28 protein-coding genes and 2 tRNA genes are annotated in these 25,780 nt (G+C 65.0%); 17 read left to right on the plus strand and 13 right to left on the minus strand.

The features are described from left to right. Positions 1 to 87: 87 nt before the first annotated feature. Complete coding sequence (locus U5914_RS08315; protein ID WP_336135294.1) at positions 88 to 705, plus strand: FxsA family protein; 618 nt, start codon at positions 88 to 90, stop codon at positions 703 to 705. Positions 706 to 785: 80 nt separating this feature from the next. Continuing rightward, positions 786 to 860: transfer RNA gene (locus U5914_RS08320), tRNA-Ile, on the plus strand. A 170-nt stretch (positions 861 to 1,030) separates the two neighbouring features. Here the strand turns inward: U5914_RS08320 and U5914_RS08325 are convergent. After that, positions 1,031 to 1,762 carry a GNAT family N-acetyltransferase gene (locus U5914_RS08325; protein ID WP_336135295.1) on the minus strand — a complete coding sequence of 244 codons (732 nt, stop codon included), beginning with the start codon at positions 1,760 to 1,762 and terminating at the stop codon, positions 1,031 to 1,033. Between the two features lie 489 nt (positions 1,763 to 2,251). Here U5914_RS08325 and U5914_RS08330 point away from each other — a divergent pair, with 489 nt between their 5' ends. The 3 genes from U5914_RS08330 to U5914_RS08340 are packed head-to-tail and all read left to right on the plus strand — an operon-like array spanning position 2,252 to position 3,427. Next, positions 2,252 to 2,836, plus strand: a complete 585-nt coding sequence (locus U5914_RS08330; protein WP_336135296.1) for a GNAT family N-acetyltransferase — start codon at positions 2,252 to 2,254, stop codon at positions 2,834 to 2,836. Between the two features lie 42 nt (positions 2,837 to 2,878). After that, positions 2,879 to 3,127 (plus strand): DUF7996 family protein, encoded by a 249-nt coding sequence (locus U5914_RS08335; protein ID WP_336135297.1) that lies wholly within the window; start codon positions 2,879 to 2,881, stop codon positions 3,125 to 3,127. A 39-nt stretch (positions 3,128 to 3,166) separates the two neighbouring features. Further along, positions 3,167 to 3,427, plus strand: coding sequence for a DUF8006 family protein (locus tag U5914_RS08340; RefSeq protein WP_336135298.1), 261 nt, complete (start codon positions 3,167 to 3,169; stop codon positions 3,425 to 3,427). Between the two features lie 356 nt (positions 3,428 to 3,783). Here U5914_RS08340 and ahbB read toward each other — a convergent pair whose 3' ends face one another. After that, complete coding sequence (gene ahbB / locus U5914_RS08345; protein ID WP_336135299.1) at positions 3,784 to 4,833, minus strand: siroheme decarboxylase subunit beta; 1,050 nt, start codon at positions 4,831 to 4,833, stop codon at positions 3,784 to 3,786. Between the two features lie 104 nt (positions 4,834 to 4,937). Between ahbB and U5914_RS08350 the strand changes: the two genes are divergently transcribed. Then, positions 4,938 to 6,002, plus strand: coding sequence for an anthranilate phosphoribosyltransferase (locus tag U5914_RS08350; protein WP_336135300.1), 1,065 nt, complete (start codon positions 4,938 to 4,940; stop codon positions 6,000 to 6,002). 51 nt (positions 6,003 to 6,053) lie between these two features. On the opposite strand, the gene U5914_RS08355 is transcribed toward U5914_RS08350, so the two are convergent. From U5914_RS08355 to U5914_RS08365, 3 genes are all read right to left on the minus strand, one after another. Continuing rightward, a complete protein-coding gene (locus U5914_RS08355) occupies positions 6,054 to 7,196 on the minus strand; it encodes a multicopper oxidase domain-containing protein (protein ID WP_336135301.1) in 1,143 nt (380 codons plus the stop codon). 132 nt (positions 7,197 to 7,328) lie between these two features. Then, positions 7,329 to 7,622 carry a DUF7521 family protein gene (locus U5914_RS08360; RefSeq protein ID WP_336135302.1) on the minus strand — a complete coding sequence of 98 codons (294 nt, stop codon included), beginning with the start codon at positions 7,620 to 7,622 and terminating at the stop codon, positions 7,329 to 7,331. A 2-nt stretch (positions 7,623 to 7,624) separates the two neighbouring features. Beyond that, positions 7,625 to 8,002 carry a helix-turn-helix domain-containing protein gene (locus U5914_RS08365; protein ID WP_336135303.1) on the minus strand — a complete coding sequence of 126 codons (378 nt, stop codon included), beginning with the start codon at positions 8,000 to 8,002 and terminating at the stop codon, positions 7,625 to 7,627. 112 nt (positions 8,003 to 8,114) lie between these two features. Here U5914_RS08365 and U5914_RS08370 point away from each other — a divergent pair, with 112 nt between their 5' ends. The 3 genes from U5914_RS08370 to U5914_RS08380 all read left to right on the plus strand — a co-directional run bounded on the left by U5914_RS08370 (position 8,115) and on the right by U5914_RS08380 (position 10,615). After that, entirely contained in the window at positions 8,115 to 8,684 is a 570-nt protein-coding gene (locus U5914_RS08370; protein WP_336135304.1) for a peptidylprolyl isomerase, read from the plus strand. Between the two features lie 120 nt (positions 8,685 to 8,804). After that, the gene (locus tag U5914_RS08375) at positions 8,805 to 9,887 is read left to right on the plus strand and encodes an SDR family oxidoreductase (protein ID WP_336135305.1); all 1,083 of its coding nucleotides are present in this window, start codon (positions 8,805 to 8,807) and stop codon (positions 9,885 to 9,887) included. Positions 9,888 to 9,943: 56 nt separating this feature from the next. Beyond that, on the plus strand, positions 9,944 to 10,615 hold the full coding sequence (locus U5914_RS08380) for a hypothetical protein (protein ID WP_336135306.1): 672 nt from the start codon (positions 9,944 to 9,946) through the stop codon (positions 10,613 to 10,615). 6 nt (positions 10,616 to 10,621) lie between these two features. On the opposite strand, the gene U5914_RS08385 is transcribed toward U5914_RS08380, so the two are convergent. Together U5914_RS08385 and U5914_RS08390 are read right to left on the minus strand one after the other, a co-directional pair. Then, a complete protein-coding gene (locus U5914_RS08385) occupies positions 10,622 to 11,185 on the minus strand; it encodes an NUDIX hydrolase (protein WP_336135307.1) in 564 nt (187 codons plus the stop codon). 58 nt (positions 11,186 to 11,243) lie between these two features. Further along, positions 11,244 to 11,594 (minus strand): CHY zinc finger protein, encoded by a 351-nt coding sequence (locus U5914_RS08390; RefSeq protein ID WP_336135308.1) that lies wholly within the window; start codon positions 11,592 to 11,594, stop codon positions 11,244 to 11,246. Between the two features lie 304 nt (positions 11,595 to 11,898). Here U5914_RS08390 and U5914_RS08395 point away from each other — a divergent pair, with 304 nt between their 5' ends. Further along, entirely contained in the window at positions 11,899 to 12,552 is a 654-nt protein-coding gene (locus U5914_RS08395; protein ID WP_336135309.1) for a response regulator, read from the plus strand. Positions 12,553 to 12,567: 15 nt separating this feature from the next. On the opposite strand, the gene U5914_RS08400 is transcribed toward U5914_RS08395, so the two are convergent. The 4 genes from U5914_RS08400 to U5914_RS08415 form a co-directional block, all read right to left on the minus strand. Continuing rightward, complete coding sequence (locus U5914_RS08400) at positions 12,568 to 13,380, minus strand: enoyl-CoA hydratase/isomerase family protein (RefSeq protein WP_336135310.1); 813 nt, start codon at positions 13,378 to 13,380, stop codon at positions 12,568 to 12,570. An 82-nt stretch (positions 13,381 to 13,462) separates the two neighbouring features. Next, on the minus strand, positions 13,463 to 14,203 hold the full coding sequence (locus U5914_RS08405; protein ID WP_336135311.1) for a profilin-fold protein: 741 nt from the start codon (positions 14,201 to 14,203) through the stop codon (positions 13,463 to 13,465). 82 nt (positions 14,204 to 14,285) lie between these two features. Continuing rightward, a tRNA-Pro gene (locus tag U5914_RS08410) sits at positions 14,286 to 14,358 on the minus strand. A 51-nt stretch (positions 14,359 to 14,409) separates the two neighbouring features. After that, positions 14,410 to 15,168 (minus strand): DUF7847 domain-containing protein, encoded by a 759-nt coding sequence (locus tag U5914_RS08415; RefSeq protein ID WP_336135312.1) that lies wholly within the window; start codon positions 15,166 to 15,168, stop codon positions 14,410 to 14,412. A 260-nt stretch (positions 15,169 to 15,428) separates the two neighbouring features. Between U5914_RS08415 and U5914_RS08420 the strand changes: the two genes are divergently transcribed. Continuing rightward, a complete protein-coding gene (locus tag U5914_RS08420) occupies positions 15,429 to 15,863 on the plus strand; it encodes an NUDIX hydrolase (RefSeq protein ID WP_336135313.1) in 435 nt (144 codons plus the stop codon). Between the two features lie 72 nt (positions 15,864 to 15,935). On the opposite strand, the gene trmY is transcribed toward U5914_RS08420, so the two are convergent. Continuing rightward, positions 15,936 to 16,529, minus strand: coding sequence for a tRNA (pseudouridine(54)-N(1))-methyltransferase TrmY (trmY, locus tag U5914_RS08425; RefSeq protein ID WP_336135314.1), 594 nt, complete (start codon positions 16,527 to 16,529; stop codon positions 15,936 to 15,938). A gap of 97 nt (positions 16,530 to 16,626) precedes the next feature. Here trmY and U5914_RS08430 point away from each other — a divergent pair, with 97 nt between their 5' ends. From U5914_RS08430 to U5914_RS08440, 3 genes are read left to right on the plus strand one after another with little or no spacing between them, the layout of a single operon-like run. Continuing rightward, the gene (locus tag U5914_RS08430) at positions 16,627 to 18,930 is read left to right on the plus strand and encodes a hypothetical protein (protein ID WP_336135315.1); all 2,304 of its coding nucleotides are present in this window, start codon (positions 16,627 to 16,629) and stop codon (positions 18,928 to 18,930) included. 31 nt (positions 18,931 to 18,961) lie between these two features. Next, positions 18,962 to 19,237 (plus strand): type II toxin-antitoxin system HicB family antitoxin, encoded by a 276-nt coding sequence (locus U5914_RS08435; RefSeq protein WP_336135316.1) that lies wholly within the window; start codon positions 18,962 to 18,964, stop codon positions 19,235 to 19,237. An 8-nt stretch (positions 19,238 to 19,245) separates the two neighbouring features. Next, complete coding sequence (locus U5914_RS08440; RefSeq protein ID WP_336135317.1) at positions 19,246 to 19,500, plus strand: type II toxin-antitoxin system HicA family toxin; 255 nt, start codon at positions 19,246 to 19,248, stop codon at positions 19,498 to 19,500. A 66-nt stretch (positions 19,501 to 19,566) separates the two neighbouring features. On the opposite strand, the gene U5914_RS08450 is transcribed toward U5914_RS08440, so the two are convergent. Next, complete coding sequence (locus U5914_RS08450; protein WP_418766755.1) at positions 19,567 to 22,269, minus strand: nucleotide sugar dehydrogenase; 2,703 nt, start codon at positions 22,267 to 22,269, stop codon at positions 19,567 to 19,569. A 338-nt stretch (positions 22,270 to 22,607) separates the two neighbouring features. Between U5914_RS08450 and U5914_RS08455 the strand changes: the two genes are divergently transcribed. Genes U5914_RS08455 through U5914_RS08465 form a run of 3 tightly spaced genes read left to right on the plus strand, consistent with a single transcriptional unit; the run spans position 22,608 to position 25,780 of the window. Then, positions 22,608 to 23,783, plus strand: a complete 1,176-nt coding sequence (locus U5914_RS08455) for an NAD-dependent epimerase/dehydratase family protein (RefSeq protein ID WP_336135318.1) — start codon at positions 22,608 to 22,610, stop codon at positions 23,781 to 23,783. 42 nt (positions 23,784 to 23,825) lie between these two features. Continuing rightward, the gene (locus U5914_RS08460; RefSeq protein ID WP_336135588.1) at positions 23,826 to 24,779 is read left to right on the plus strand and encodes an NAD-dependent epimerase/dehydratase family protein; all 954 of its coding nucleotides are present in this window, start codon (positions 23,826 to 23,828) and stop codon (positions 24,777 to 24,779) included. Then, positions 24,776 to 25,780, plus strand: a complete 1,005-nt coding sequence (locus U5914_RS08465) for an NAD-dependent epimerase/dehydratase family protein (RefSeq protein WP_336135319.1) — start codon at positions 24,776 to 24,778, stop codon at positions 25,778 to 25,780. The genes U5914_RS08460 and U5914_RS08465 overlap by 4 nt, the downstream gene beginning before the upstream one ends.

Consider the following 25,780-nt stretch of genomic DNA (forward strand, 5'->3'; position numbering starts at 1 on the left):
ACGGCGTAACACGACAGCAGCCGATTCAAAATCATTGTGGCGGGGTGTCTCGGAAACGTTTTCCCGCGGCCGCCGATACGGGTTGGCATGGACTTGCGGGTCATCGGCGTCCTGCTGCTCGTGCCGCTGTTGGACGTCATGCTGCTGGTCGTGTTGGCGACGCGTCTCGGACCGGCGGTAACGGTGGCGCTGGTCGTACTGACTGCCTTCATCGGCCTGTTGCTCGTTCGGGCCGAAGGTCGACACACGCTCGGCCGCCTACAGGCGAAGGTCGCCGAAGGAACGCCGCCGACCGACGAACTGCTGGACGGCGCGCTGCTTCTCATCGCGGGCGCGCTCATGCTCACGCCGGGGCTCGTGACCGACCTCGTCGGCCTGTTGTTCGTGCTGCCGCCGACGCGATACCCGATTCGGCTCGCCGTCAAGAAGTACGTCGTCACGCCCTACGTCGACGCCAAGACGGGCGGGTTCGCCACCGGAAACGTCTACATGGGCGGGTTCCCGAACGAGGGCGGCGAGGGTGACCCTCGCAGCGAGGAGTTCTTCAAACAGGGCGGTAGCGGCCCGGTCGATATGGACGAGGACGAATACGAGTTCACCGACCCGGACGACCGAGAGCGGGGCCCCGACGACGGCTTCACCGACGTCCGGTTCGACGAGGAGTCGGACTCCGGGTCGGACGACGACGACCCGCGCGAACGGTAACCGTGGGACGGCGCGCCGAAGGGCGCGCGAAAAGAAACGTTTAAACAAGTGTCCCCACTACGCTGAAACGCGCTGACCTAGGGCCAATAGCTCAGCTAGGTATGAGCGCTCGGCTGATAACCGGGAGGTCCTCGGTTCAAATCCGAGTTGGCCCACTCGGTTTCCGACCGGTCTTTGGCCGGCGGAAATCGGTGGCCAAACTCCCGTCAGCGTACCAATTTCGCTGTTCCAATCTCGAATAGCGCCGCCTCCGGGAAACGTTCGATGGCGTTCACCGATTTAAAAGTCTACTTCGCAGACGCTCGTAGCGCCGTCGCCTGCCCCGTCAGAACGTGTAGGCGAGCATGACCTCGTCGACGTACTCGTCGCCGATGCTGTAGTGGTCCTTGCGGATGCCCTCGGTGTCCCAGCCGCGGGCTTCCAGGAACGCGACGGCCTGGTCGTTGGTGGTCGGAACGCTGTTGTACACTTTCCGGTAGCCGTTGGCCTCGGCCCAATCGAGCGCGCGTTCCATGAGTCGCGTGCCGATACCGCGGCCCTGATACTCGCTGGTGACGCCGACGGTCAGTTGGGCGGTGCTCTGGAGTTTGTCGAGTTGTGGCAGGTCCAGATGTGACCAGCCGACGACCTCGCCGTCGACCGCGGCGACGAAGAACACGCGGGATTCGACCTTGTTGTGCCGGGTGACGGTGTCCTCGTAGAGCAGTTGCTCGGCGATGGATTCGGCGACGATGTAGGTGTCCTCGGCGGTGACGTCCCGGATGGCGTCGACGAGCCCCTCGAAATCCGACTGCTGGGCGGGCCGGACGACGTACTCGAAGTCGTCGGCCTCGTAGGCCTCGACGGAGCCCACGTCGAGGGCGACCTCCAGCGTGCCGCCGTCGTCTTCGAGGTAGCCTCGGCTCTTCAGCCGTTCGAGGGCGTCCTGAAACTCCTCGGGGTCCAGCGACGTGACCTCACGAACCCGATGGCGGGCGGCCGTCCCGTGGCGTTCGACGTAGCGGTAGATCTCCTCCCCGGCCTCGGATTCGAATGTCGGCCGTTCGCTCGTTTCCATGGTTGGTCACAAGAAGCGAACCCCCTTTATCTCTTGTTGCGCTGGGGAGATTCGCCGCTGTTCGTCGAGCCCCGAGACGGTTGGAGCCGCCGGAAGCGAAGGGCGCCGTTAGCGTCGACGATACGTCGAAGCCGACCCCGTCGGTGGAGAATGATGGGGAAGCAACCGCCGGCCGGCTTTTGTCGTCAGTTCCGGCCTGTCGAAGGGTCGTCCGGCGAAAGGTGCCGGACGCCCGGGGTGTGTTGTGATGACGGCCGAGGGCGGAGACGTCCCGTCCCGCGACCGGTGCGTCGGCGACAGCCCAGTGTCGCTCGGTTCGCGCCGCGCCCGCAGTGCCCATGCGCCCGCGGCATTGGAGCGTTTGCCCATCCTCTATTAAAAGTTGTTCAGGGGCGTCGATCTGTCATGACCGGGGGCCGCGAATGGCGCCGATGGTAGGCTATCGTTCGACTCCGTCACGGCTTTGCCGCCCCGGTGCCGGGGACGGATATGAACTGCCGTATCGCCACCCGCTCCGACGCCGAGGCTATCGCCGCCATCTATCGCCCCTACGTCGAGGAGACTGCCATCACGTTCGAGGAGACGCCGCCGGAGGCCGAGGACATCGCGACCCGCATCGCCGAGACGGTCGAGACCTACCCGTGGTTCGTCGCCGAACGGGACGGTGCAGTCGTCGGCTACGCCTACACCGGGGAACTCCGCAAGCGCGCGGCCTATCGCTGGACCGTCGAACTCTCGGTGTACGTCGACCGCGAGCGCCGCGGGGAGGGCATCGGGTCGGCCCTCTACGACGCGCTGCTTGCGACGCTCGAACGGCAGGGCTTTCGGAGCGCCTACGGCGTCGTCACGCTGCCGAATCCCGGAAGCGTCGCCTTCCACGAGACGTGGGGCTTCGAGCGGGCGGCGCTGCTTCCCGAGGCGGGCTACAAACTCGGAGAGTGGCACGACGTCGCGTGGTACGAGCGCGCGCTCGGCGACGGCCGGCCGGACGACCCCACCGAGCCGACGCCCTTCTCGGCGTGTCGGGACGCGCCGTGGCTCGACGACGTCCTCGCGGAGGCGGCCGCACCGTGACGAACCGGAAACCCTGAACCGCTGGCCGTTCTAGGGGGTGGTATGCCGCTTCCGAACGTCGACACAGAGGAGACGAACCTGCCCGATTGGGCGACGGGCGCGCTGTTGCTCGTCGGGACGGTCTCCGTCGCGGGCATCGCCGACTACGTCCTGACGAACGCGGGGTTCGAACTCCTCGGGACGCTCGTGTGGGCACTCTGCTACGGGACGGCGCTGTTCGTCGTCTGGACCGTCTGGCTTCGTGATATCGAGCTGACTGGTCCGACCGACGAGGCCGGGCGCGAACGTTAAGCAAAAGTTAAGACCGAAACGACGCGATACCCGACAAGGATGTTCGAGCTCCCCCTGCAGTTGATCGACGACTTCCTGATGAACTATCATCTGGGGCACGTGCTTTTGCTCCTGTTCATCGTTGCGGTCGGCGGCGGGTTCGCTGCCAACCGCTCGGTTAAGGTCCTCGGCGTACAGTTCTCGCTGTTCGGCCTGCTTTTCATCATCACGCCGAGTACGACCATGCCGACCACGTTCCTCTATCTGGGTATCGGCCTCGCCGTCATCGGTCCGGTCATCGCCATCTCCGCCGATAGCTAACCACAACGCGCGCCCCGTCGTCGACTGCTTTTTCGGCCTCGCTCGTCGCACGTCTCAGCGACGCCCCGCTCGAACGCCCCGTTCTCCGGATTCAACGGTCCGAGCCTGCCGGCCCGCTATTCCCCGTCGGTGACGATTTCCTCGTAGCGCGCGCCCGTCTGTTTCAACGTCTCCGTCCGAACTTTTTCAGCGTCGGGTTTGCCCTTGGCGAACCCTCTCTTCTCACGGCGGCGAAGCCGCCGTTCGAACGGTCAGCGGGACCGGAGGCCCCGCTTGACTCGAAAAACTTCGATGAAAAAGTCCGACCGCTCCCTACAGTCGCGGTCGGTAAAACGCCGCGCGGAGCGCGGCGTATGCTACTCGTCGGTGACGATTTCCTCGTAACGTGCGCCCGTCTGCTTCAGCGTCTCCGTCGAGTAGAGGCGTTCGTGCTCGACGGGGAGATACTCCGCGGCGAGTTCGTCGATTTTCGCGTCGACGGCCTCGGGTTCGCGGCCGTGAATCATCGTAAAGAGGTTGTAGGACCACCCCTGCTCGGGGCGGCGCGGCCGGTGATAACACAGCGTTACGTAGGGGAGGCGACCGACCTCCTCGCCCAACTCGTCGAGGTCGTCGTCGGGCACGTCCCAGACGACCATGCAGTTGGCGTCGAAGCCCGTGACGACGTGGTTGACGATACAGCCGATGCGCTTGATACAGCCGTCCTCGCGGAGGGCTTCGATGGCCGCCAGCACGTCCTCGACGGGCGCGTCGACGGCCGACGCGATGTCCCGATACGGCGTCTTCGAGAGCGGGAAGCCGTCCTGAATCTCCAACAGGAGCGCCTTGTCGAGGTCGGTGAGGTCGGCGGCGGCCGACTCGGAGATGCGGGTCGCCGAGACCTCGGTTTCGGACAGCGACTCGCGAGCGAATCGGTCGCCGTTGACGACAGGAAATTCGAGGTCGATGTAGAAGTCCGTCAGCATCGGGAGGTTCAGCACCTCACAGCCGGTTCGGTCCTCGATCTCTGTCAGGATCTCGTCGCGCCGTTCCAGCGAGCCGGCGGTGACGACGAACCACATGTTCCACTCGTGGTCCCGCCGGTAGTTGTGGTTGATCTGCCGGTAGCCGTTGATGACCTCGGCGACCTCGTCGAATCGGTCGTCGGGCGCTTGGACGGCCGCCAGCGTCGAGGCGCCGATAACCGGTGGGTTGAGGACGGCCCCGAACCGCCGGAAGACGCCGTCTTCGCGGAGTCGTTCGACCCGTTGGAGCGCCTCGTCTTCCGTTATTCCGAGGTCGTCGCCGACGCGCCGGAAGGGCCGTTCCTCGACCGGGAAACCGGACTGATAGCCGTCGATGAGGGCGGCGTCGACGTCGTCGATGCCCGCGCGCCAGTCGTCGCCGTCGGCCGCTGGCGAACTCATTGACGCCCCTACGGACGCGGGGGATTAGGATTCGTCGGTTCCGGGCGCCGGCAGGGGCGACCGAATGAGGGACGTTTTTGCCCCGGTGGTCCGAAGCATGCGATATGGCACAAGCGACCGAGAAATACGGCGAGTGGCCGCTCAAGCGGCTGATGACCGAGGTCGTCGGCTCCGGGCACAAGTCCGCCGACGACATGACCCGCGAGCAGGCTGAGGAGGCCTTCCGGCGCATCCTCGACGACGAGCCGGACCCGACGACGCTGGGCGCCTTCTGGCTGGCGAACCGCTGGAAGCGCAACACGCCCGAGGAACTGGGCGCCTACGTCGACGTGATGGCCGAGGGCGTCGAGAGCGTCGCTCCCGACTGCGACCCCGTCGACTGCGGCGCCAACTACGACGGCAAGGGCCGCAGCGCCATCTTCGGCGTCGCCGCCGGCCTCGTCGCTGCCGCCGCGGGCACCCCTGTCGTCGTCCACTCCGGGGACCGCGTCCCCACCCAGAAGCAGGACGCCTACAAGCACGTCCTCGACGAGTTGGGCGTCCGAACCGACCTCGCGCCCGCCGAATCCGCCGAGATGACCGACGCGGTCGGCTTCGGCTTCTACTACCAGCCCAACTTCGCGCCCGAAATCGACGCCATCGAGGGCCGCCGCGACGAGATGGGGGTCCGCACCTTCGTCAACACCATCGAGACGCTGGCCAACCCCGCCGAGGCCTCGACGCATCTCGGTTCCTTCTATCACCTCCCCTACGCCAAGCGCATCATCGACACCTTCCAGGAATCCGAGACGGCACCCGTCGACCGGGTCGTCATGTTCCAGGGGATGGAGGGCTACGACGACGTGCGGCCGGGGTCGACGACCGTCGCCGTCTGGAATCAGGGCGAGGAACTCGAAGACTTCGACATCGAGACGCCCGAATACGGCATGGACTTCGAGGAGGGGGACCTCTACGTCGACGACATCGCCGCCGATTCGGCGACCATCACCGAAGAAGTGCTGACGGGCGAGCGCGACGACCAGTTCGCCGACGCCATCGCCGTCAACGCCGCCCTCCGCATCTACGCGGGCGGCGACGCCGACGACATCGAAAGCGGCCTCCAGCAGGCCCGCGAGGCGCTCGAAAGCGGCGCCGCGGCCGACAAACTCGACGAACTGCGGGACTTCTAAAGGCTCGGCGACTCGCGACGCCTATTTTTCGACGGTCGCTGGGTCAGCCGTCTATCCCTCGTAGCCGGCGTAGTCCATCAGGTCGGCGAAGATGTCCGAATCCATGGCCTCCTCGTAGACGATGGCGCCGACCATGCCGCCGGGGTAGCTGTTGCCGTTCATGGCGTGGCTGACCTTGTGGCAGTGCATGAGGTAGATGCCGGGGTCGGCGTCGGCCTCGAACTCGATGGTCTTCCGCTCGGCGGGCGCGAGGTTGACGATGTCCTGTTCGTACTGGGCGGCCTCGGGCACCTGCGAGCCGTCCTTCTCCACGATGCGGAACCGGTGGTTGTGGGTGTGCATTGGGTGGCTCATGTAGCCGTTGTTGGCGAGGTGCAGTCGGACGGTGTCGCCCTGCGAGACGATGACCGGCGAGCCGTCCTCGGGGTGAAGGGTCCGCGGGGCCGACCGGCCGTTGATGGTGAACACGTCGGGGGTGCGGTCACGCGGGCTGTAGGAGACGTCCTCGCCGGCTATCTGGCGGTTGAGCCGGGAGTCCCAGTCCTTCAGCGTCATGAACAGTTCCTGGTCGGCCGGCTCGTAGCCCTCGGGGTCGACCCGGAAGACGCCGTACATGCCCATGTCGATGTGCCGGTGGGTCTGGTAGTGGCAGTGATAGAGGTGCGTGCCCGGCACGTTCGCGGGAATCTCGTAGGTGTGTTTCTCGCCGGGCATGACGGTGATGCCGGTCGTCGTCGGCACGCCGTCGTTCTCCCAGGTCTTGCGGACGCCGTGGAAGTGCAGCGTGTGCGGCATCGTCGCGTCGGTGTTGTCCAGCGTCACCTCGATATCCTCGCCTTCCTTCGTCCGGATGACGGGACCGGGGACGCTCGGGGTGCGGTCGTCGGCCTGGAATGCCCAGACGCTCGGGAGTTCGACGGGACCGCCCATCGAGTCGCCGGGGTGGGCGGCCATCCGCGAGGTGACCGACCGGAGCGTGACCTGATTGTTCTGTTCGGTCACGTCGACGACCTGCGGGGCGCCCGCCAGCGGGAGTTGGTCGTTTTGCTGTTGTTGTTGTGCCTGCGGGCCCTGCTGTGTGCGCTGTCGACCAGCGGTACAGCCGGCCATGCTCGCCGCGCCGGCGGTGCCAGTCGCCTTCACGAAATCACGTCGGGAGAACTGCGAACCGGGGGCGCCGATGTTGTCGGACATTAGTACACCTCGACCTCCGGGTCCTACTGATAAACTCCCATAGGCCGGGTCCCACCCGCTGGGACCCGGCGCAACTCGCGGTGAAGAAAAGTCGATACCCGCCGTCGGTGTAGGAGGGTCCTACCGGAGCGTTCACGGCACGCGCAGCGAGTAGGCGACGACCGAAAGTCCAACGAGGACGAAGAGGCTCTCGATGAGGATGCCGACGCCGATGTCGACCATCAGTATCTCGAAGGTGAAGCCGCCCAACAGGACGCCGACGACGATGAAGGCAAAGCCGGCCGAGAGCAACTGGAGGGACCTGTCGCGCGTGCGCCGGTAGGCGCGGTAGGCCAAGAGCGTGACCGACCCGCCGACCACGAGGATGAGCGTTTTGACGACCGCGACCGCGAGCTGTACTTCCGCATCGACTGTCGTGTGGACCATTGTTAGAGCTCCTTTCTGACTTCCGACCACATCTCGGCGAGGCGTTCCTCGGCCCGCCGGGCGGGACGCTCGATCTCGACGCCGAGTTCGCAGTTCTCGTCGCAGGTGATGACGACGTCCTCGAAGTCGACCTCGTAGCGGTTGGCGTGGCTGCCGTCTTCTCGAATCTCGGTTCCCTCCCGGACCAGCGTCGCCTCCGCCAGCAGATCGAGTTTCCGGTAGAGCGTCGACCGCGGGATGTCACAGCGCTCGACCAACTCTCGGGCCGTCCGCGGCTCGTCCAGTTCCCGGACGATGGCCCGACAGTCCTCGTCGTCCAGCGCGCCGACCACCGCTTCGAGGCCGGGGTCGTCGTCGTCCGCCAGCGGGTCCCGGACCATACCCGGCGCTTTCCGGCCCCCGATATAAATACTGTCGCTCGCGGCCGGCCGACGTGGGTATCGAGGCGCCGCCAGCCGGCAGTCTTTTGCGCGTCCCACGTCACGTTCCCGTATGAGCAATCGCGAAGTCGCGAACCCCGACAACCCGACCGTCACGCTCGGCACCAACCACGGCGACATCACCATCGAACTCTTCGAGGACCGCTCGCCGCGAACCGTCGAAAACTTCCTCGGGCTGGCCCGTCACGACCCCGCCGCGGACGCCGACCCCGACGTCGAGACGAACACGTGGGAAGACCCCGAGAGCGACGAGATTCGCGGCGACTCCCTCTACGAGGGCGCCGTCTTCCACCGCGTCATCGAGGGCTTCATGATTCAGGGCGGGGACCCGACCGGCACCGGCCGCGGCGGCCCCGGCTACGAGTTCGACGACGAGTTCCACTCCGACCTCAGCCACGACGGCCCCGGCATCCTCTCGATGGCCAACTCCGGGCCCGACACCAACGGCAGCCAGTTCTTCATCACGCTGGACGCACAGCCGCACCTCGACAACAAACACGCCGTCTTCGGGCAGGTCATCGACGGCATGGACGTCGTTGAGGAGATCGGTTCGGTGCCGACCGGCCGCAACGACCAGCCCCGCGAGGAAATCGTCATCGAGTCGGTTACCGTCAACGAGTAAGTCGACGGGCCGACGCGAACTCTCGCGTCCCGCCAGCGCGGCGGTCGACACGCTTCTTATAAATCCTCCCTCGGAACACCGGCAACAGGTATAGGTGCGAGTGATGTGTGTTGATATCTCATGCCAACCGTCTTCCTCACCGGCTTTCCGGGCTTTCTCGGCTCGGCGCTGGTCGAACGGCTCGTCGACCGCCACGACAACGGGACGACCATCACCTGCCTGATTCAGGAGACGTACCGCTCTGAGGCCGAATCGACGCGCGTGGACATCGAAGCCGACCACGACGCCGATGGCCGTATCGACCTCGTCGAAGGCGACATCACCGACGGCGACCTCGGACTGGGCGACGACTACGAGCGCCTGCAGGACGAGGCCATCGAGGTCTACCACCTCGCGGCGATGTACGACCTGACGATGGACCGCGAACCCGGCCGACTGGTCAACATCGAGGGCACGCGCCACGTCCTCGATTTCGCCGCGGGCGCCGACCTCGACCGCCTGCACTACGTCAGTTCGGTCGTCGTCTCGGGTCTCTACGAGGGCACCTTCACCGAGGGGATGCTACAGGAGGGCCAACTGTTCGGCAACTACTACGAGACGACAAAGCACATGGCCGAGGTGCTGGTCCAGCAGCGGACCGACGAGATTCCGACCACCATCTACCGGCCCGCCGTCGCCGTCGGCGACAGCGAAACCGGCGAGACCCAGAAGTACGACGGCCCCTACGCCTTCGTCGAGGCCCTGCTCGACCAGGGGGACAACGCCGTCATCCCGGCCCCACGCGGGGCTTCGGAAAGCGAGTTCAACCTCGTCCCCCGGGATTTCGTCGTCGACGCCATCGGCTACCTGAGCGGCATCGACGCCTCCGAGGGCAAGGTCTACCACCTCGCGGACCCCGACCCACCGACGACGACCGAACTGATAAAGCGGTTCGGCGAGGCTGCCGGCAAGAAGCGAACCATCGTGGTTCCGTACCCCAAGGGTATCGTCGAAGGCCTGCTGACGTCGCTGAAGCCCGATTCGGACCTCCTCAAGAGCGGCGGCCTCGAATACCAGACGTGGGACGCCAGTTTCGACTGCTCGAACACCATCGCTGACCTTGAGGGCTCGGACGTCGAGATACCTGACTTCGACGACTACGCCGACGCGCTGGTCGAGTTCGTCGAGGACAATCCCGACATCGGCGACGACGCGATGGTCTGAAGCTTCGTTTCCCGAGACTATTTTGCCGATGCAACGATAGTCCGTCAACGAGTTCGATGCCCTCCACGCCTTCCGCGCCCTCCGACAGCGACGACCACCTGACGCGAAGACGCGTCCTCGCAGGTGTTTCGACGACCCTCACCGGAACTATCGTGGGCTGCAGTGGCCGAGTTCCCGGGACGGGGCCGACGCGACTCGACGTCGAGACGACGGTCGAGACGGACCAGGACTCGCGTCTGCTCTGGCAGTATCCGCAGCGCGATGGCGACGAGGACGGCGTCGGATACGCGGCTGTCGAGGTCGACCGCGTAATCCGACGCGAGAACCGCCCGCTGGCGATGCACCTGACGTTCAATTCGACCGTCGGGGGCATTGCTTCAGCCGAACCGTACGAGGGGTACCGCCTCGATTGGTTCCGGTTCCGCATCCGGCCCCCGGCGGCCTACGACGGCCGAATCAACCACCGGGTGCGCGTCGAGCCTCCCGGCCAGTGGGAGGCGTTTTCGACCCACTACGATATTCAGGGCGAGGTCCGTCGGACGACGGTCGAACTCCGGAACGTCGACACACAGGGAACGATTCGGGTCCCGGCCGTGTTCGAATCCGGGACCGATTCGCTGCCCGACCGCCTGCATTGCTCGTTTACGGTTCAGGCGTCCCGCCCGGGCGTCTTCGGGAGGACGGTTCGCGTTGCTGGTCGGGGGTCCCTGCCGATTCCACAACCATAGGGCCGGTCACTCGGCCTGCAGGGCGTACTGGAGAATCGCCAGCGCCGACCGGCCGTCCCGCAACTCGTCGGCGAGCGCGCGCTCTTTTAAATCGGTGAAGGACGCGGTATCGACCTGAATCGATTCGTTGTGGTCGAGGTCCTGTTCGGCGGTCGGCGTACAGCCGTGGGCGACGACGTAGTAGAAGACCGAATCGAAGAGGCCGTTCGTCGGTTCGTAGGTGGCGAGATGCTCGATGGCGGCGGCCTCGTAGCCCGTCTCCTCGGCCAACTCCCGCCTCGCGGCAGCGTCGATGTCGACGTCCTCGGATTCCAGCCCGCCGGCGGGCAGGCCGTAGTTGACGCGGTCGGCGGCCTGCCGCCACTCCTCGATGACGACCACGTCGCCGTCCTCGGTGAAGGGGAGGACCACGACCGACGGCGGTTCCGAGACGTAGTGGAAGTCGGTCTCGGTGCCGTCCGGCAGGCGCACCTCGTCGCGGACCACGTCGAAGCCCGGACAGGTGTAATCGGTCGCCGAGGCGAGTGTTTCCCACGCGAGTTCGGAGTCCGCATCGTCGCTGTCGTCCATACCGGCCGTCCGTCGGCGACCCTCAAAAACACCGGCCGTCGGCGACGGGCTGGGTCCATTACCGCCGGTCCGGCGTCTCCTCGACGCCCTCGAAGTAGAGGTGGTAGTGGTTCGCGCAGGCGGGATTGAACGGCGTTTCGCAGGCGGGACAGGCGTCGACGCCCATGTACTCCTGGACGGCGAGTTCGGTCCCGCAGGCGCCACAGAGGACGGCCGGTTCGTCGCGGCGCTCGACCGGCCACGTCTCGATGTCGTGGTCGGCCGTCTCCTCGTGACACCGGAAACAGGGGTAGTACGTCTCACAGCAGGCGAACTTGATGGCGACGACGTCGCGCTCGGTGCCGTAGTGGCCACACCGGGTCTCCGAGTCGACGCCGACGCCGCGGACCTCGTGACCGTGGACCTGCACGCCCGGGGGTGTGGCCGCCAGTCGCTTATACGATTCGCCGCCGGTAACGAGGCGTTTTCGGCCGTGAACCGCCGAAACGGTTTTGAGGGACCCGATTGGGCTTTCCTCTGGGTGCGATAGCGTCCGTGACACGCCGTACGGACCGTGCACCCGTCCCCACCCCGCAGTTTCCGGACCTCTGACATTCCCATCCCTCCTTCGGCCGACTCGTCGCTTCGTCACACTCCGGTCTGCGTACGCCGGGTCCGTCTGACGCCCCGCAAGGGATATGTGTGATGGCTTCGCACGGAGGGCAAGGGGGACGATGGTGGACGAACCGACAGTGTTGTTCGCGGACGACCAGCCGGCGCTGGCCGACGGCCACGCGGCGCGACTACCCGATTCCTACGAGACGGAAACGGCCTACGACGGTCAGGAGGCGCTGGCGGCCATCGACGAGGACGTCGACGTCGCGGTGCTGGACCGTCGGATGCCGAAACTGACCGGGGACGCCGTTCTCGAGCGGATTCGTGACAGTGGCTACGACTGCCGGGTCGTGATGCTGACCGGCGTCGAACCCGGCGAGGACATCGTCGAGATGGGCTTCGACGCCTACCTCGTCAAGCCGGTCGACGGCGACGAACTCCGCGAGACGGTCGCGGACCTGCTCGACCCGTCGCCGCCCGATAACGACGTTCTGGACGCGCTCGGCGACCCGAAGACCCGCCACTGCTTGCACGTCCTCGCCCGCGGCGAGTACAGCGCGCGGGAGTTGGTGGACGCGACCGACTACTCGCTGACGACGGTCTATCGGCGGCTCAACGCGCTCCAGCAGGCCGGCCTCGTCGACGCCCACGAGACGCTGAACCCCGACGGCGACCACTACAAGCGCTACACCGCCGCCGTCGACAGCGTGGAGGTCGCCATCGACCGCGGCATCAGCGTCGAGATGGAGCCACGCGGCGAAGGGACTGCCTGAAAAGGGACGACGCCGTCACTCCCCGGGCCACTCCTCGGTGCCGAGTGGTTTCCCGTCGAGAAACGCTCCGATACCCTCGCGGGCGTCGTCGGTCGTACAGAGTTCGGCGAACCGCTCGTTCGAGTACTCGATGGCCTCGTGGTAGTCGAGTTCGGCCATCGCGGAGACGGCCTGCTTGCCCATCTGAATGCCGACGGGGCTCTTCTCGACCATGGGCTCGACGAGTTCGAAGGATCTATCGACGTGTTCGCCCTCGGGGACGACCCGGTTGATAAGCCCCCACTCCCGGGCCGTCTCGGCGTCGATGAGTTCACCCGTCAACAGCATTTCGTTGTATCGCTTGCGCGTGAGCGACGACATCAGTGGCACGGCCGGGCCCATGCAGAACAGTCCCACTTTCGGCGCCGTGGCCCCGAACTGGGTCCCTTCGGCGGCGACGGCGAGGTCACAGGCCGCCACGAGCCCGAGCCCGTTGGCGGCCGCGTGACCGTGGACTGCGGCGACGACCGGCGTGCGCATCTCGACGACGGTGTGGAACGGCTCTTCCATCCCGGCGACCCACTCTCGGTAGGCCTCTTTCGACTCGTGGTCGGCGTGCTCGGAGATATCGATACCCGCCGAGAAGACGTCGCCGGCCCCGTCGACGATGATGGCTCGGACGTCCGGGTCCTCGTCTAACTCGACGAGTGCGTCGTCGAGTTCCCGGGCCAGTTGCGTGCTGAAGGTGTTCATCGCGTCGGGACGCGAAAGGGTAATCCGGCCGACGTAGCCGGTCCGGTCCGTCTCGATGGTCTCTCGGGTCGAGGTAGCTGGCGTGTCCGAACTCATACCGGAGGATTCGACGCGTTCCGTCATAAGCTCTGGTGAGGCGGCGCTGCCGGGTTGTCGGAGACGGACCGTCGGACGGACGTCAGGTACGGTCTGACAGCTCGATTCGTTCCAAGTCCAACTCCAGGTCGGCAACGTGGTCGTTGTAGGCTTCGACGAACCCGCCGAACGCCGGGGCGTACTCGCGGACGTCGGCCGCCGATGGCGGGCCGTACTGCGAGACGAGATAGACGCCGCCGGAGCCGCCAACGCGGAGATACGACGCGCCGTCGAGGTCCCACTTCAGTTCCCAGCGCGTCGACGCGACCCGTGCCGAGTAGGTGCCGTAGTCGGTCCCCTCGTAGCGCTGGAGTTCGCCGGCCATCGTGTTGCAGGCCTCCTCGATGCGGCCGACGATGCGGTCCCGTTCGTCGACGACGGTATCGGTCGATTCGACCGGCGGAAACCCGTCGTCGACCTCGTCGAGCATCCCATCCAGCGAGTCGACGTAGTCGTTGTAGGACTCGACGAACGCCGCGTAATCGGCGAGCGCTCGCGCGAGCGGCTCCGGTTCGGCCGGCTGTTGGGTCGAGACGACGTAGGTTTCGCCGCCGCCCTGTGGCTTGTATCGGAGGTATTCGAGGTCGCCGGCCTCGTATTTGACCGTCCACTCGCCCCGCTCCGTCGAGAAGGACCGCTGGCCGTAATCGCCACCCTGCAGCCGCGCGAGGTTGTAGGCCACGCGGCCAGCGTGCTCCCGGACTGCCGCGAGCACGTCGTCCCGTCTGTCCGCGACGGTATCCACGTCCGAAATATCGACATCGAGGTCGCTGAGCGGAGCCATACCGTCTCGAGAGCACCGGAGGTGATAACGTGCGTGGCTTCCGACGAGAGCCGTGGCTCGGTGAGTGAGAATGCGGGAAAAGTGGGCCGGCACGAATTTGAATCGTGGTTACGGCCACCCGAAGGCCGAAGGATACCAAGCTACCCCACCGGCCCGCATCTGGAACGATGCCGTCGGCGACTTTAAGGGTTATGATGCCGCTCGATTCAGAGCGCTTCGGACCCGGCGGTCGTCTCGAAGCTGCCGCCGCCGCCCGGTTTCTCGCCGCGAACCTGTAGGTACGCGTCCGCGAGGATGCCGTAGCTGAGGATGGCGAACACCGAGGTGAGCGCGAGGCTCACTACCTGACCGGCGACGGGACTGATGAACGAGAACACCGACCCGAGTCCGCTGCCGACGGAGGTGACGACGCCGACGATCAGACCGAGCGCCAGCAGCGACCAGCGATTGCCGCTCGACAGGCCCCAACTGCGGCGCAGGGCGTCGATTGCACGTTCGTCCTCGACGCCGATGGCGAAGATGACGAAGATGAAACTGATAGCGAGGAAGACGCCCGGAACGATGAGCAGGACGAACCCAATGGTGACGGCTATCGTGACGACGATGTTGGCACCGACAGCTGAGATGAAGGCGCGCCCGATTCGACGGGTGAACAGTTCGCTCGGCAGCGAATCCAACTCCGATTGCTCGCGCGTCAATGCTCGGGTCGCCGCGATATAAAACACGACGCCGAAGGCCAATCCGAGGACTGCGAGCACGCCGGCCGCCGCGACCGGTATCGGCAGCGCCAGTCCGAGCTGGCCGGACCCTTCGACCTCCGGTGGGAGGACCTCGAGGAATATCGTGTTGACCGCACCGAGGAACACCAGTTGATACACGAAGGTCAATACCATCAGCACGCCACCGCTGTAGGTGAGCGACCGGCGAATCCCGTCGCCGAGCGCGTCACCGATTTGGAGGGACATACACCGGTACGTCTCGGCAGACCTACTTAAAACTCGTCTCGGCAGACGTCGGCCCGCCGTGATTATCGACGACGTTCGGCTTCCGGCCTCGTCCGCACTTGACTGGACGGAAGACCGGTCGAGAAGGAAGTTCCTGTGGGGTGGTATGAGACGCATAATAATCAACAAGGGTCATGTTGATGAGGAGTATGCGAAACCGCCCTTCAGATAGGCCCTCCCGGCGGGTGCGCGACGAGTCGAGCGCTCCGTCGACCCTTTCCGTGTCGGGAAACGAGCTCGAGCGGCAGGTTCTCAGAATCGGGGCCAAAGCCCTCATCACGGACCACGGTCGAGTCCTCCTCGTCAAAGAACGCCACGGGGACGGCTCGACGTTTTGGACTCTCCCGGGCGGCGGCGTCGAGCGCCGGGAATCCTTCTCCGAATGCCTCCGACGTGAAATCGAAGAGGAGATACGGTGTCGTGCGACCGTCGGCGAGACGGTCGGCCGCTACGTCTACCACCACACGAGTCGACCAACGACGACGACTGTCTACGCGATTTTCGATGCGACCCTTCGGTCGGAGCCCGAACCCAACCGGACGGAGGGTATTCTGGATTACGAGTGGCTGGAGCCGACGGACCTCCGGCCGACGACTCTCGATTCAGTCCAGCACTTCATCGAGCAGTCGGTGGCGGAAAACGGTGGGGAGCGATAGGCGTCGTCACGTCGACGTAATCGGTGGGATGGAAACCTCTCGGAAGGCGGTCGGCGGCGAATCGCTGCGGAGTCAGTAATCCACGAACCCGTCCGTATCGAGGTAGTTGTGCGCGACGGTGATGGTGTGGTCGGCGTGGAGTGCATGCGGGCCGATGGAGACGCGCCGGTCGGCGCGGTCGGCCAGCAGGTCGGCCTCGGCGTCGGTGAAGTCGTGGTGGTCCGAGAGGACGAAGACTGGACTTTCGGGCGGTTCGACGTCGACGACGGGGTTGCCGTCCTCGTGGAGTTCGACGAGCGTTCCCTCCTTGGCGACTGCTTCGACGGTCGCGGCGAAATCGCCCTTCCCGATGTAGACGCCGGGCGAGGGATTGGCTTCCATCGCGCCGATGGCCTCCTCGCGGGCTTCCAGCGCACCACGAATCAACGCGCCCGTCGAGCGTTCGTCGGGGTTGAGTCGCCGGAGTTCCGACCCCTCGAAGCGGACGACGTACTCGTCGCCCAAGACGAGGTGGACGCTAACGTCCTCCCGGAGGTCGTGTGAGAGGAAGAAGGCGCTGTTGACACACCGACACAGTACGTCGAGGCGGCCGGCACCGGGCAGGTCGTCGAGCGAGAAGTCGTCGGTCGTCGGCGCGTCGTGGCCGACGACGATGAACTGTCGCATATCGGCTCTCCGGGCGCGGACCCTTTAGCCGCCCCGCTTCGCTGCAGCGCTGGTCGAATGGGGTGATTTTATCGCCCCCGCGGGGTGACGGGTGGACATGGACGCCGCCGCGGTGCGTACGGTCCTCGACGAGAACCCAGCTCTCGAATCGGCGCTCGAAGCGGTTCGAGCGGTCGACCGCGAACGGGAGACGTGGACCTTCGACGACGTGCCAATCGATTCGGGCGTTTTCGGCGAACTGGTCAACGAGGGCCTCGTCGAGTCGGTCGGCGACGAGTATCGCGTCGCGACCCCCGAGGCCGTCGACCGGGCGCTTGATGGCGATGTCGAGACCGATGAGCCACGTTTCGAGGCGAGCGACGCACTATCGCTGCCCGACATCGACCGCACGGCCGCTGCGGCACTTGCCGGTTTGCTCGCTTTGGTCGCCGTCTTCCGAGCGACCACCTATTCGGCCGTCTTCCGCGATCGGGTCGTGTTTCCGTCGAACGACCCCTACGCGTACGTCTACTACGTTGAAGAAGGCCTCCGGAACGGGTGGACTTTCTCGGACCTTCCCCTTGGACAGGAAACCGGTGAGCCACTGACGACCATCCAGATGCTCGTCGGTTCCGAGTTAGCCGGCGGCCTCGGGAGTCATACCGCGTTCCTCGCGTGGCTGCCGGTTTTCGTCGCCGTTGCGACCGGCCTCGTCGTCTATCTGTTCGCCTACGAGGTCACCGAGGACCGCCACGTCGCGCTGGCGAGCGTGCTCGTCCTCGCGGTGCTTCCGGTCCACGCCCTCCGGTCGTCGCTGGGGTTCGTCGACCACCACGCCTTCGATTACTTCTGGCTCGCCGTCGTCGCGTGGGGGACCGTCGCGACCTTCGCCCTCGATTCGCTGGCCGCCGACTGGAAAACGACACGCGCGGTCGGCATCCTCGCCGTCGGCGTCGCGGGGAGTATCCTCGCGTGGTGGGCCGCAACCCTGTTGCTGTTCCCGGTCGCCATCGCGGTCGTCATCGGGGCTGCCATCGCCGTCCGTGACGACGACTCGTTCCTCGCGCCCGGCCTCGCCACCGCCGCCGGGGTTGGCATCGGCGCGGCCGTCGTCCTGTTGCCCCATCTCCTCTGGGGCTGGCACGAGACGTTCGTCGTCGGCGTGCCCGCCGTTCTGACACTCGGGGTCCTCGGCGTCGTCGGCGCGACCTATGGCTGGCGCGCACTGGAGTTGCCCGCGTGGGCCTTCCCGACGACGGGCATCGTCGGCGTCGCTGGCGTCTCGGCTGGGGTGTATTTCCTCGTGCCGACCGAGTGGGCGGCAATCTCGCGGCAGGTCTCCCGCCTGTTCGCCGACCGGGACATCGTCGAGATGCAGTCGGTCTTCGGCACCGAGACGATGGGCTGGCTCTTTTCGTTCGGTCTACTGTTGTTTGTTGTCATCCCCGCGATGGGCTGGGGCATCTATCGCTCCTATCGTGGGGACCGCTCGTGGCTCGTCGCTACCAGCTATGGCTGGTTCATGCTCTTTCTGGCCACGCTGCAGGCTCGATACGCCGGCGAACTCGCGCCGTTCACCGCGCTGTTCGGAGGGCTGGCGCTCGTCGCCCTCGCCGAGCGCGTCGACGCCGCGAAACTGCCGGTCCCGCTCGGTGGGGAGCGTCGGCCGGTGACGCTTCCCGACCGAGACGTCGCGGTCAGGCTGGTCGTCATCGTCCTGCTCGTCTGTGGTCTCTCGGCGGTGTTGGCGCCTATCGGCGCCTCGAACCTCACGATTCCCGAAGAGCAGTACGAGACCGCCGCGTTCATCGACGACCACGCCGCCGACGCGGGACACGAGTACCCCGACAACTACGTCTTCAGTCCGTGGTCGTGGAGTCGGATGTACAACTACCACGTCAACGGGGAATCGCGGAGTTACGGCTACGCCCAATCGAACTACCGCGATTTCACGTTCGCAACGGACCCGGATTCGGCCTACGACCGCTACATCGCCGGTGGCCCGGCACAGAACGCCTATCTGGTCACCGAACCGGTTCCGGGCGACCCCGAGATTCCCGACGAGACGATGCAGGCCCGCCTCCACGACCGCTACGGGAGCGCGGGCAACGGGACCGAGGGACTCGCCCACTATCGGGCACTCTACGCCAGCGAGAGCGGCGATTATAAAGCGTTCCGCGTGGTGCCGGGCGCGACGCTTCGAGGTGAGGCTGACCCCGGTGCGACGGTGACTGTCGAAACAGGAGTCGATATCGAGAGCGATTCATTTACTTATCAGCGCGGGGTGACCGCCACCGAGAACGGGACCTACGCCGTGACGGTCCCCTACCCCGGCGAGTACGAGGTCGACGGCGCCAGTTCTGATTCTGTGAACGTTGCCGAAAGTGACGTTCGGAACGGGACGGACGTCCGAGCGACCTAGGCTTTTACGTATACACCGCATACAGCCGCGCATGGCAATCGAGGCCGACAGCGATGATGCCGACTCCGGACGGGAAATCCGATTGACGGAGAATCCGGACGGCCGGTGGACGGCCCGAGACCTTCGTGCGGAGGTTTCTACTCAAGGAGAGACCCGAACGGAGGCACTCGAGGCCCTCGATGCGGTCGTGGCTGCCCTCGAAGGCGACGCTGGTCGCGAGCCTACCGATGAGGAGATGGAAGCGCTCGGTGTGGACCCGGAGACGGCACGTAGCCAAGGCGACGAGCTGCCGGACGTTCTTCAATAACGACTTCGATGACGACACGGGATTTCTCCGGGGAAGACGTCTACAAGGTACTTGTGAATCAGGGGAACTTCAGGCACGTCCGTACTACCGGTGATCATCTGATTCTGAAGTGGGAACCGCCCGAGGACCACGACACCGATATGCGGACGGTCGTCGTCCCGGCACACGATTCTATCAGTATCGGTACGCTCCGGGATATCGCTCGCGATGCAGGTGCCAACGACTTCGAGGCCTTTTGCCGCTGGATCGACGATAACCGCTGATACAGCCAGGCGTAACAAATCTTCAAAAGTACCCTTGGCGGCTCGGTTGAAACCTACCGTTAGTACCTACCACGTCAGGCCTTCGTAGGTGAGGCCCTCGCGGCGGCTGATGATTCGGCGGCCGTCGACGACGACCGAATCTTCCATCGCATCGAACTCCTCGTCCAGTTCCGCGAAGGCCGGCCAATCTGTGACTGCGGCCGCGGCGTGGGCGCCATCGAGCGCTTCGGCGGCCGAGTCGGCGTACTCGATATCAGGGAACTCCTCGGCCATCTTCTCGGCGGCCAGCGGGTCGTAGGCGACCACGTCGGCGCCGCGGTCCTGCAAGCCCTCGATGATCGGCTTGGCGCGGGAGCCACGGATGTCGTCGGTGCCCGGCTTGAACGCGAGGCCGAGGACGGCCACGCGCTTGCCCGCGACGTCGACGTGCTCGTCCATCAGGCCGAGAAGACGCTGGGGCTGGGTGTCGTTGACTTCGATTGCGGCCTCGACCATCGCGGGGTCGTAGTCGGCGTCCTCGGCGGCCGCTCGAAGGGCAGCCGTGTCTTTCGGGAAGCAGTTGTGGACGACGAGTCCGTCGGTCGTCACAAAGGTATGTGTATCCGCGACCTCAAGCGAATACACGTCGACTTCGTCCTCGGTTACGCTGATATCCTTGACGGCGACGGTGGTGTGGGCCCCGCCATCGGTGTGCCCGGTTGGCCTGATATCAGCCACCTCGTCTAGCCGCTGCTCGATTCGTGCCTGTTCTGCGGGGAGGAACATCTCCTTGAGAGCGTCGATCTGTTCTTTCGCGCTCACGCGGAGGAAGTGGGCTGGTCGGGTTGATTTGGCTGACTGGGACGTTTTGTAACTCGGGACGATACCGAGGCCGTGTAACAGGAACTGCATCCCCTGAATGAGTTCCTCACTTACTGAGCCGTAATCGTAGACGACGGCGTTCGAGTGACTCGTATATTCGATATGTCCGTCGCCACGGAATAGCCCTGCCAGAAGCGCCCGCCGGTTCCGTTCGGTCTCTTGGAAGGCGGCGTCCGGAATCGCCGCCGTATACGAGCCGGTACCACACCCGAGCCACTCGAGGAAGTACGACAGTACCCGGCTCGATGTCTCGATCTGGGTGGCCGTTTCCTGAGTACTCGTCCGGTAGTGGATGTCGTGTCGCTCGAGATACGATTCGACATCGGCGACGTATTCCTGCTCGTCGGAGGGATGGAAACTCAGCATGACGCGCTTGCGGGTCGTTGAGCCGTGTCCGGAATCGTCTTCGTTGATGTGGCCCTCACTGAGGTAATATCCGATGAATCGCCAGAAGTCCTCGTCCGCGGGGATGATCGCCGGCACGTACGTCTGCCCGCCACCGACCGTCGTATAGAGGCTCAGGTCGGTGCGGTCGATCGGCAACTGGTCTTCGAACTCGAGGAAGACATCCAAGACGAGATAATCCCGTCGGATGAACTCGTGGACTTTGTCGTAACTGAACCGCTCGTTGTACTCTCGAAGGACATCACGAACCTCGGATTTCACTTCATCCATATCGAACGACGGCTTCAGGTAGACGGCCTCGTTGTCGAAGGCCGACGAATCGACCACTAGGTCGATGAGGTCGAACGTACCGACTGGGTCAGCCGGAAGGTCGGTCTGAACGGGGAGTTCGTCTCCCTCGTCGAGCTTTCGGGCCTCCCGAACCGTCGGCTCGGCACCCTCCATGACGATCATTGGATGGTCCTCGGTCACCGTGACTTCCTTGTTCATTCGCGTCCGGACCGTGAAGAGATCTCCATCGTACGTGCGTTTGGTAGCCGCCTGAACCGGCTTGAACGTGGCTTCTCCCCTATCGTAGCTGAGGACCGACACGTCCTCGACGGTCTCATCAGTCACGTACTGCTCGAAGAACTCGGCCATCGTGAGTAGCCGCGTCCCACTCGCGTCTTTAATCAGGATGCGTTCGTCGCCGACGAGACACGAACCCCCCCATCCCACCCCCGAGTTGAGGAACTTTTCGCCGATGCGGTCGTCCATGCCCATCGCCTCAGCTACTTCGTAGGTATCGACGCCCAACTCCTTGCAGATGTTCCCGAGGTCGTTGATGAGGCTGATCTTCGCCGCGAGGAACGTGTTGTTGGCGTACTTGATCATCGCCGCCTCCCGGCGACCGGTCTCGACGGTCGGGACGTCCCAGTCGCTGATAAGCGGCTGGTAGAGTTCGGCGAGTCGGTCCAGCGCGCGGCCGTCGCCGTCGGTCCCGATAACGATTTTGTCCGGGTTCATGAAGTCGTCGACGGCGCTGCCTTCACGGAGGAACTCGGGGTTGACCGCGACGCCGAGCTCGTCGCCGTCGGTCTTGCCCGAGGCGGCTTCGAGCGTCGGAATGACCTCCTCGTCGATGACGTCCGGCAGGACCGTCGACTTCACGACGACGAGGTGGTAGCCGTCCTTGTCGGCGATGGCCTCGCCGACGTCCTCGGCGGCCGCGAGCAGGCCACTGGGGTCGATAGAGCCGTCCTCGCGTGCGGGCGTGCCCACCGCGAGGAAGGTGAGGTCGGTATCGGTGACGGCGGCGTGGTCGGTCGTGGCTTCGAGGCTACTGCCGGCGTACGCGGATACCATCGGGTCCAGTCCCGGTTCGTGAATCGTCGTCTCACCGGCGTTGAGTCGTTCGACCGTCTCCTCGTCGATGTCGACCGCCGTCACGTCGTGTCCCAAATCCGCGAGACACGCCGCGAGGGTGGTGCCGACGTAGCCGCTCCCGACGACGCTTACGTTCATGGTAGGTTCTATCGCGGCGGGGGATTTGAGGGTTTGGCTCCGCGGGTGCTCGTCTCCCTACTCGTCGCCAGCCCGCTGCTCGGAGAGGTGTTCCCACACCTCTGCGCACCCACAGCCATCCTCGACATCCGATAGGTGGTCGTCCCCCGGGCGTCCGTCGCTTGCGTTTAGATTTTTGCCAGCCATTACTCAAACTCTGAGTAACTCTTTACTATTCATGATATAAATCTCTTCTGTCGGCATACAGCAACCCATATAAAAGCGTCTAAATGCAGAATCGGCACCGCACAGCGCCATGAGAAAGTTTTTATGCTCACTTACTCAGGTTTTGAGTAACCATGTCTATCCTGGTAACCGGTGCGGACGGCTATATCGGTTGGCCGACTGCCCTTCGAATCGCGACGCGGACCGGCGAACGAGTCGTCCTAGTCGACAATTTCGGCCGGCGCGAGTGGGTCGAATCGGTCGGCTCGACCAGCGCGACGCCCATCGCCAGCATCGACGAGCGCATTGAGGCCGCCGAGGAGGTCCACGGCTGTGGCAACCTCTCCTTCGTCGAGGCCGACCTCACGAACCGGGACGCGGTCGACGAACTGCTGTCGGTCCACGAACCGTCAGTCGTCGTCCACACCGCGGCCCAACCGTCGGCGCCCTACTCACAGATCAACGGCGAGCGCGCCAACTTCACCCAGCACAACAACATGCAGGCCACCCGGAACCTCCTGTGGGGCCTCGACGCGCATGACCTGAACGACACCCACTTTATCGAGACGACGACGACCGGCGTCTACGGCGCCCCCGAGTTCCCCATCCCCGAGGGCGGCGCGACGATGGAGAACCAGGGCGAGCGCGACAAGGTGCCCTTCCCCGCGATGGCCGGCAGTTGGTATCACCTCACCAAGTCCCACGACGCCGCGAACATGCGGCTGGCCCACGACCAGTTCGACATCCCGATTTCGGACGTTCGGACCGCCATCACCTACGGCACTGAGGTCGAGGAAACCGCCGCGGACCCCCGACTCGCCACGCGGTTCGACTTCGACTACTACTTCGGCGTCGTCGCCCACCGCTTCTGTGCACAGGCCATCGCGGAGTACCCCATGACCGTCTACGGCAAAGGCGAACAGCGCAAGCCGTTCATCGCGCTGGAGGACGCCGTTGAAGGCCTCGCCCAACTGGCGCTTTCCGACGCCGACGACCGGTCGGACGACCACGTCGTCTACAATCAGGTCACCCGCGCCATCAGCATCGTCGAAGTCGCCGAAACCATCGCCGACGTCTCCGACGAGTACGACCTCGACGTCGAGGTCGAACACTTCGAGAACCCCCGCGACGAGGACGAGACCCACAAGATGGAGATCGAAAACGACCGCTATGCCGACCTCATCGGCGGCCAGTCGACGACCTTCGAGGAGGGCGTCCGCTCCATCCTCGGAACGCTCGTCGACCACGACGACACCATCACGGCCCACGAGGACCGCTTCCTCCCGGGCGTGCTGACCGACGAGGAATAAGGCGTGACCAAGATGAGCAACGCGACCGACGACGGCGACGGCCTGCGCATCCTCGTTACCGGTGGCTGTGGCTACATCGGGAGCGCGCTGGTCCCGCGACTCATCGAGGACGACCGCGTCGCAGAGGTCGTCGTCTTCGATTCGCTGACCTCGGGGTCGCCTCGCAATCTCGCGGGCAGCCTCGGCGATGACCTGCAGTTCCGCCGTGGCGACGTCCGCGTCTACGGCGACGTCGAAAGCGCGATGCGCGGCGTCGACCGCGTCGTCCACCTCGCGGCGATAACCGGCGCTGATTCGACGCACGACCGCCGCGCCGAGACCTTCGCCGTCAACCAGGACGGCACCGAGAACGTCCTCACTGCCGTCCGGAAGTTCGACGTCGAGAACGTCGTCTACGCCTCCTCGTGTAACAACTACGGGCGGGCGGCCACCACCGACATCGACGAGGAGACCGACCAGAACCCGCTGAATCCCTACGCCGAATCGAAGGTCGAATCCGAGGAATTGCTCGCGGAAGCCGTCGACGAATACGGCGTCGACGCGACCGCCCTGCGAATGAGCACGAACTACGGGTGGGCCCCCGGCGTCCGATTCAACCTCGTCGTCAATCACTTCGTCTTCCGCGCCCTCACTGACCGCCCGCTGACCGTCTACGGCGACGGCAGCAACTGGCGCCCCTTCATCCACGTACAGGACGCTGCCCGCGCGTACGCTCACGCCGTGTTGAATCCCGAATCGTGGCCCCAGTTCGTCTACAACGTCGGGTCGAACGATGGGAACTACCGCGTCGCCGAGATCGCCGAGATCGTCCGCGAGGAACTCGACCGCGACCTCGATATCACGTATCTGGAGGACGAACACCCCGGGCCGTCCTACCACGTCAACTTCGACCGACTCGAAGAGACCGGCTTTGCGCCCGACTGGACGCTCCGTGCGGGCGTCCGCGACCTCGCCGACCACCTGCAGGGATCGAACCCGGAGATATCCGAACCATGAGCACGAACGACGCTACGGAATCGCACGGGAGCATTGATACACCGACCATCGCCGTCACCGGTGCGGCCGGCTACATCGGGAGCCGTGTCGTCAAGCGCTTGCAGGAGACCCATCCCGACTGGGACCTCATCGCCCTCGATAACCAGTATCGCGGGCAGGTCGAATCGGTCGGCGATGTCGATATCGCACACGTCGATATCCGCAACCGTGGGCGCCTTGAGGCGACCCTTGAGGGCGCGGACATCGTGATGCATCTCGCCGCCGTCAGCGGCGTCGACGACTGTGAAGAGAATCAGGACCTCGCCTACGAGGTCAACGTCACCGGGACGAACAACGTCGCGTGGTTCTGTCGCAAGACCGGTGCAGCGCTGATCTTCCCGTTCAGTATGGCAGTCCTCGGCGACCCCGAATCGTTCCCCATCACCGCCGACCTGCCGCGCCGACCGATGAACTGGTACGGCCGCACGAAACTCCTCGGCGAAGAGGCCATCAGGACGTTCGCGGAGGGCGAGTTCCCCGCTCATCTCTTCCTCAAATCCAACCTCTACGGCGAGCACGTCATCGACGGGACGACCGTCTCGAAGCCGACCGTCCTCAACTTCTTCGTCGACCGGGTGGACGCTGGCGAACCGCTGACGGTTTACGAGCCCGGCAGCCAGTCGCGGAACTTCATCCACGTCAAGGACATCGCCGAGGCCTACCTCGACAGCGCTGAACAACTCCTCGATGCGCTTGAAAATGGCAAGACCGGTGCAAGCGCCTACGAAATCGCAGGGGACCAAGACCCCTCGGTGATGGAACTCGCACGGACCGTTCAAGATATCGCCCAGACCGACTACGACACGGATGTCGAGGTGACGCTCGTCGAAAACCCACGTGCGGCCGAAACCCTCGTCGAGGATTTCACCGTCGATACCTCGCGGGCGAAAGCGGAACTGGGCTGGGAGCCGACACACACGGTCGAAGGGTCTATCCGAACACTGCTCGAACGACGCGAGTAA

Source organism: Natronomonas amylolytica (assembly GCF_037031205.1).
Classification (GTDB): Archaea; Halobacteriota; Halobacteria; order Halobacteriales; family Haloarculaceae; genus Natronomonas; species Natronomonas amylolytica.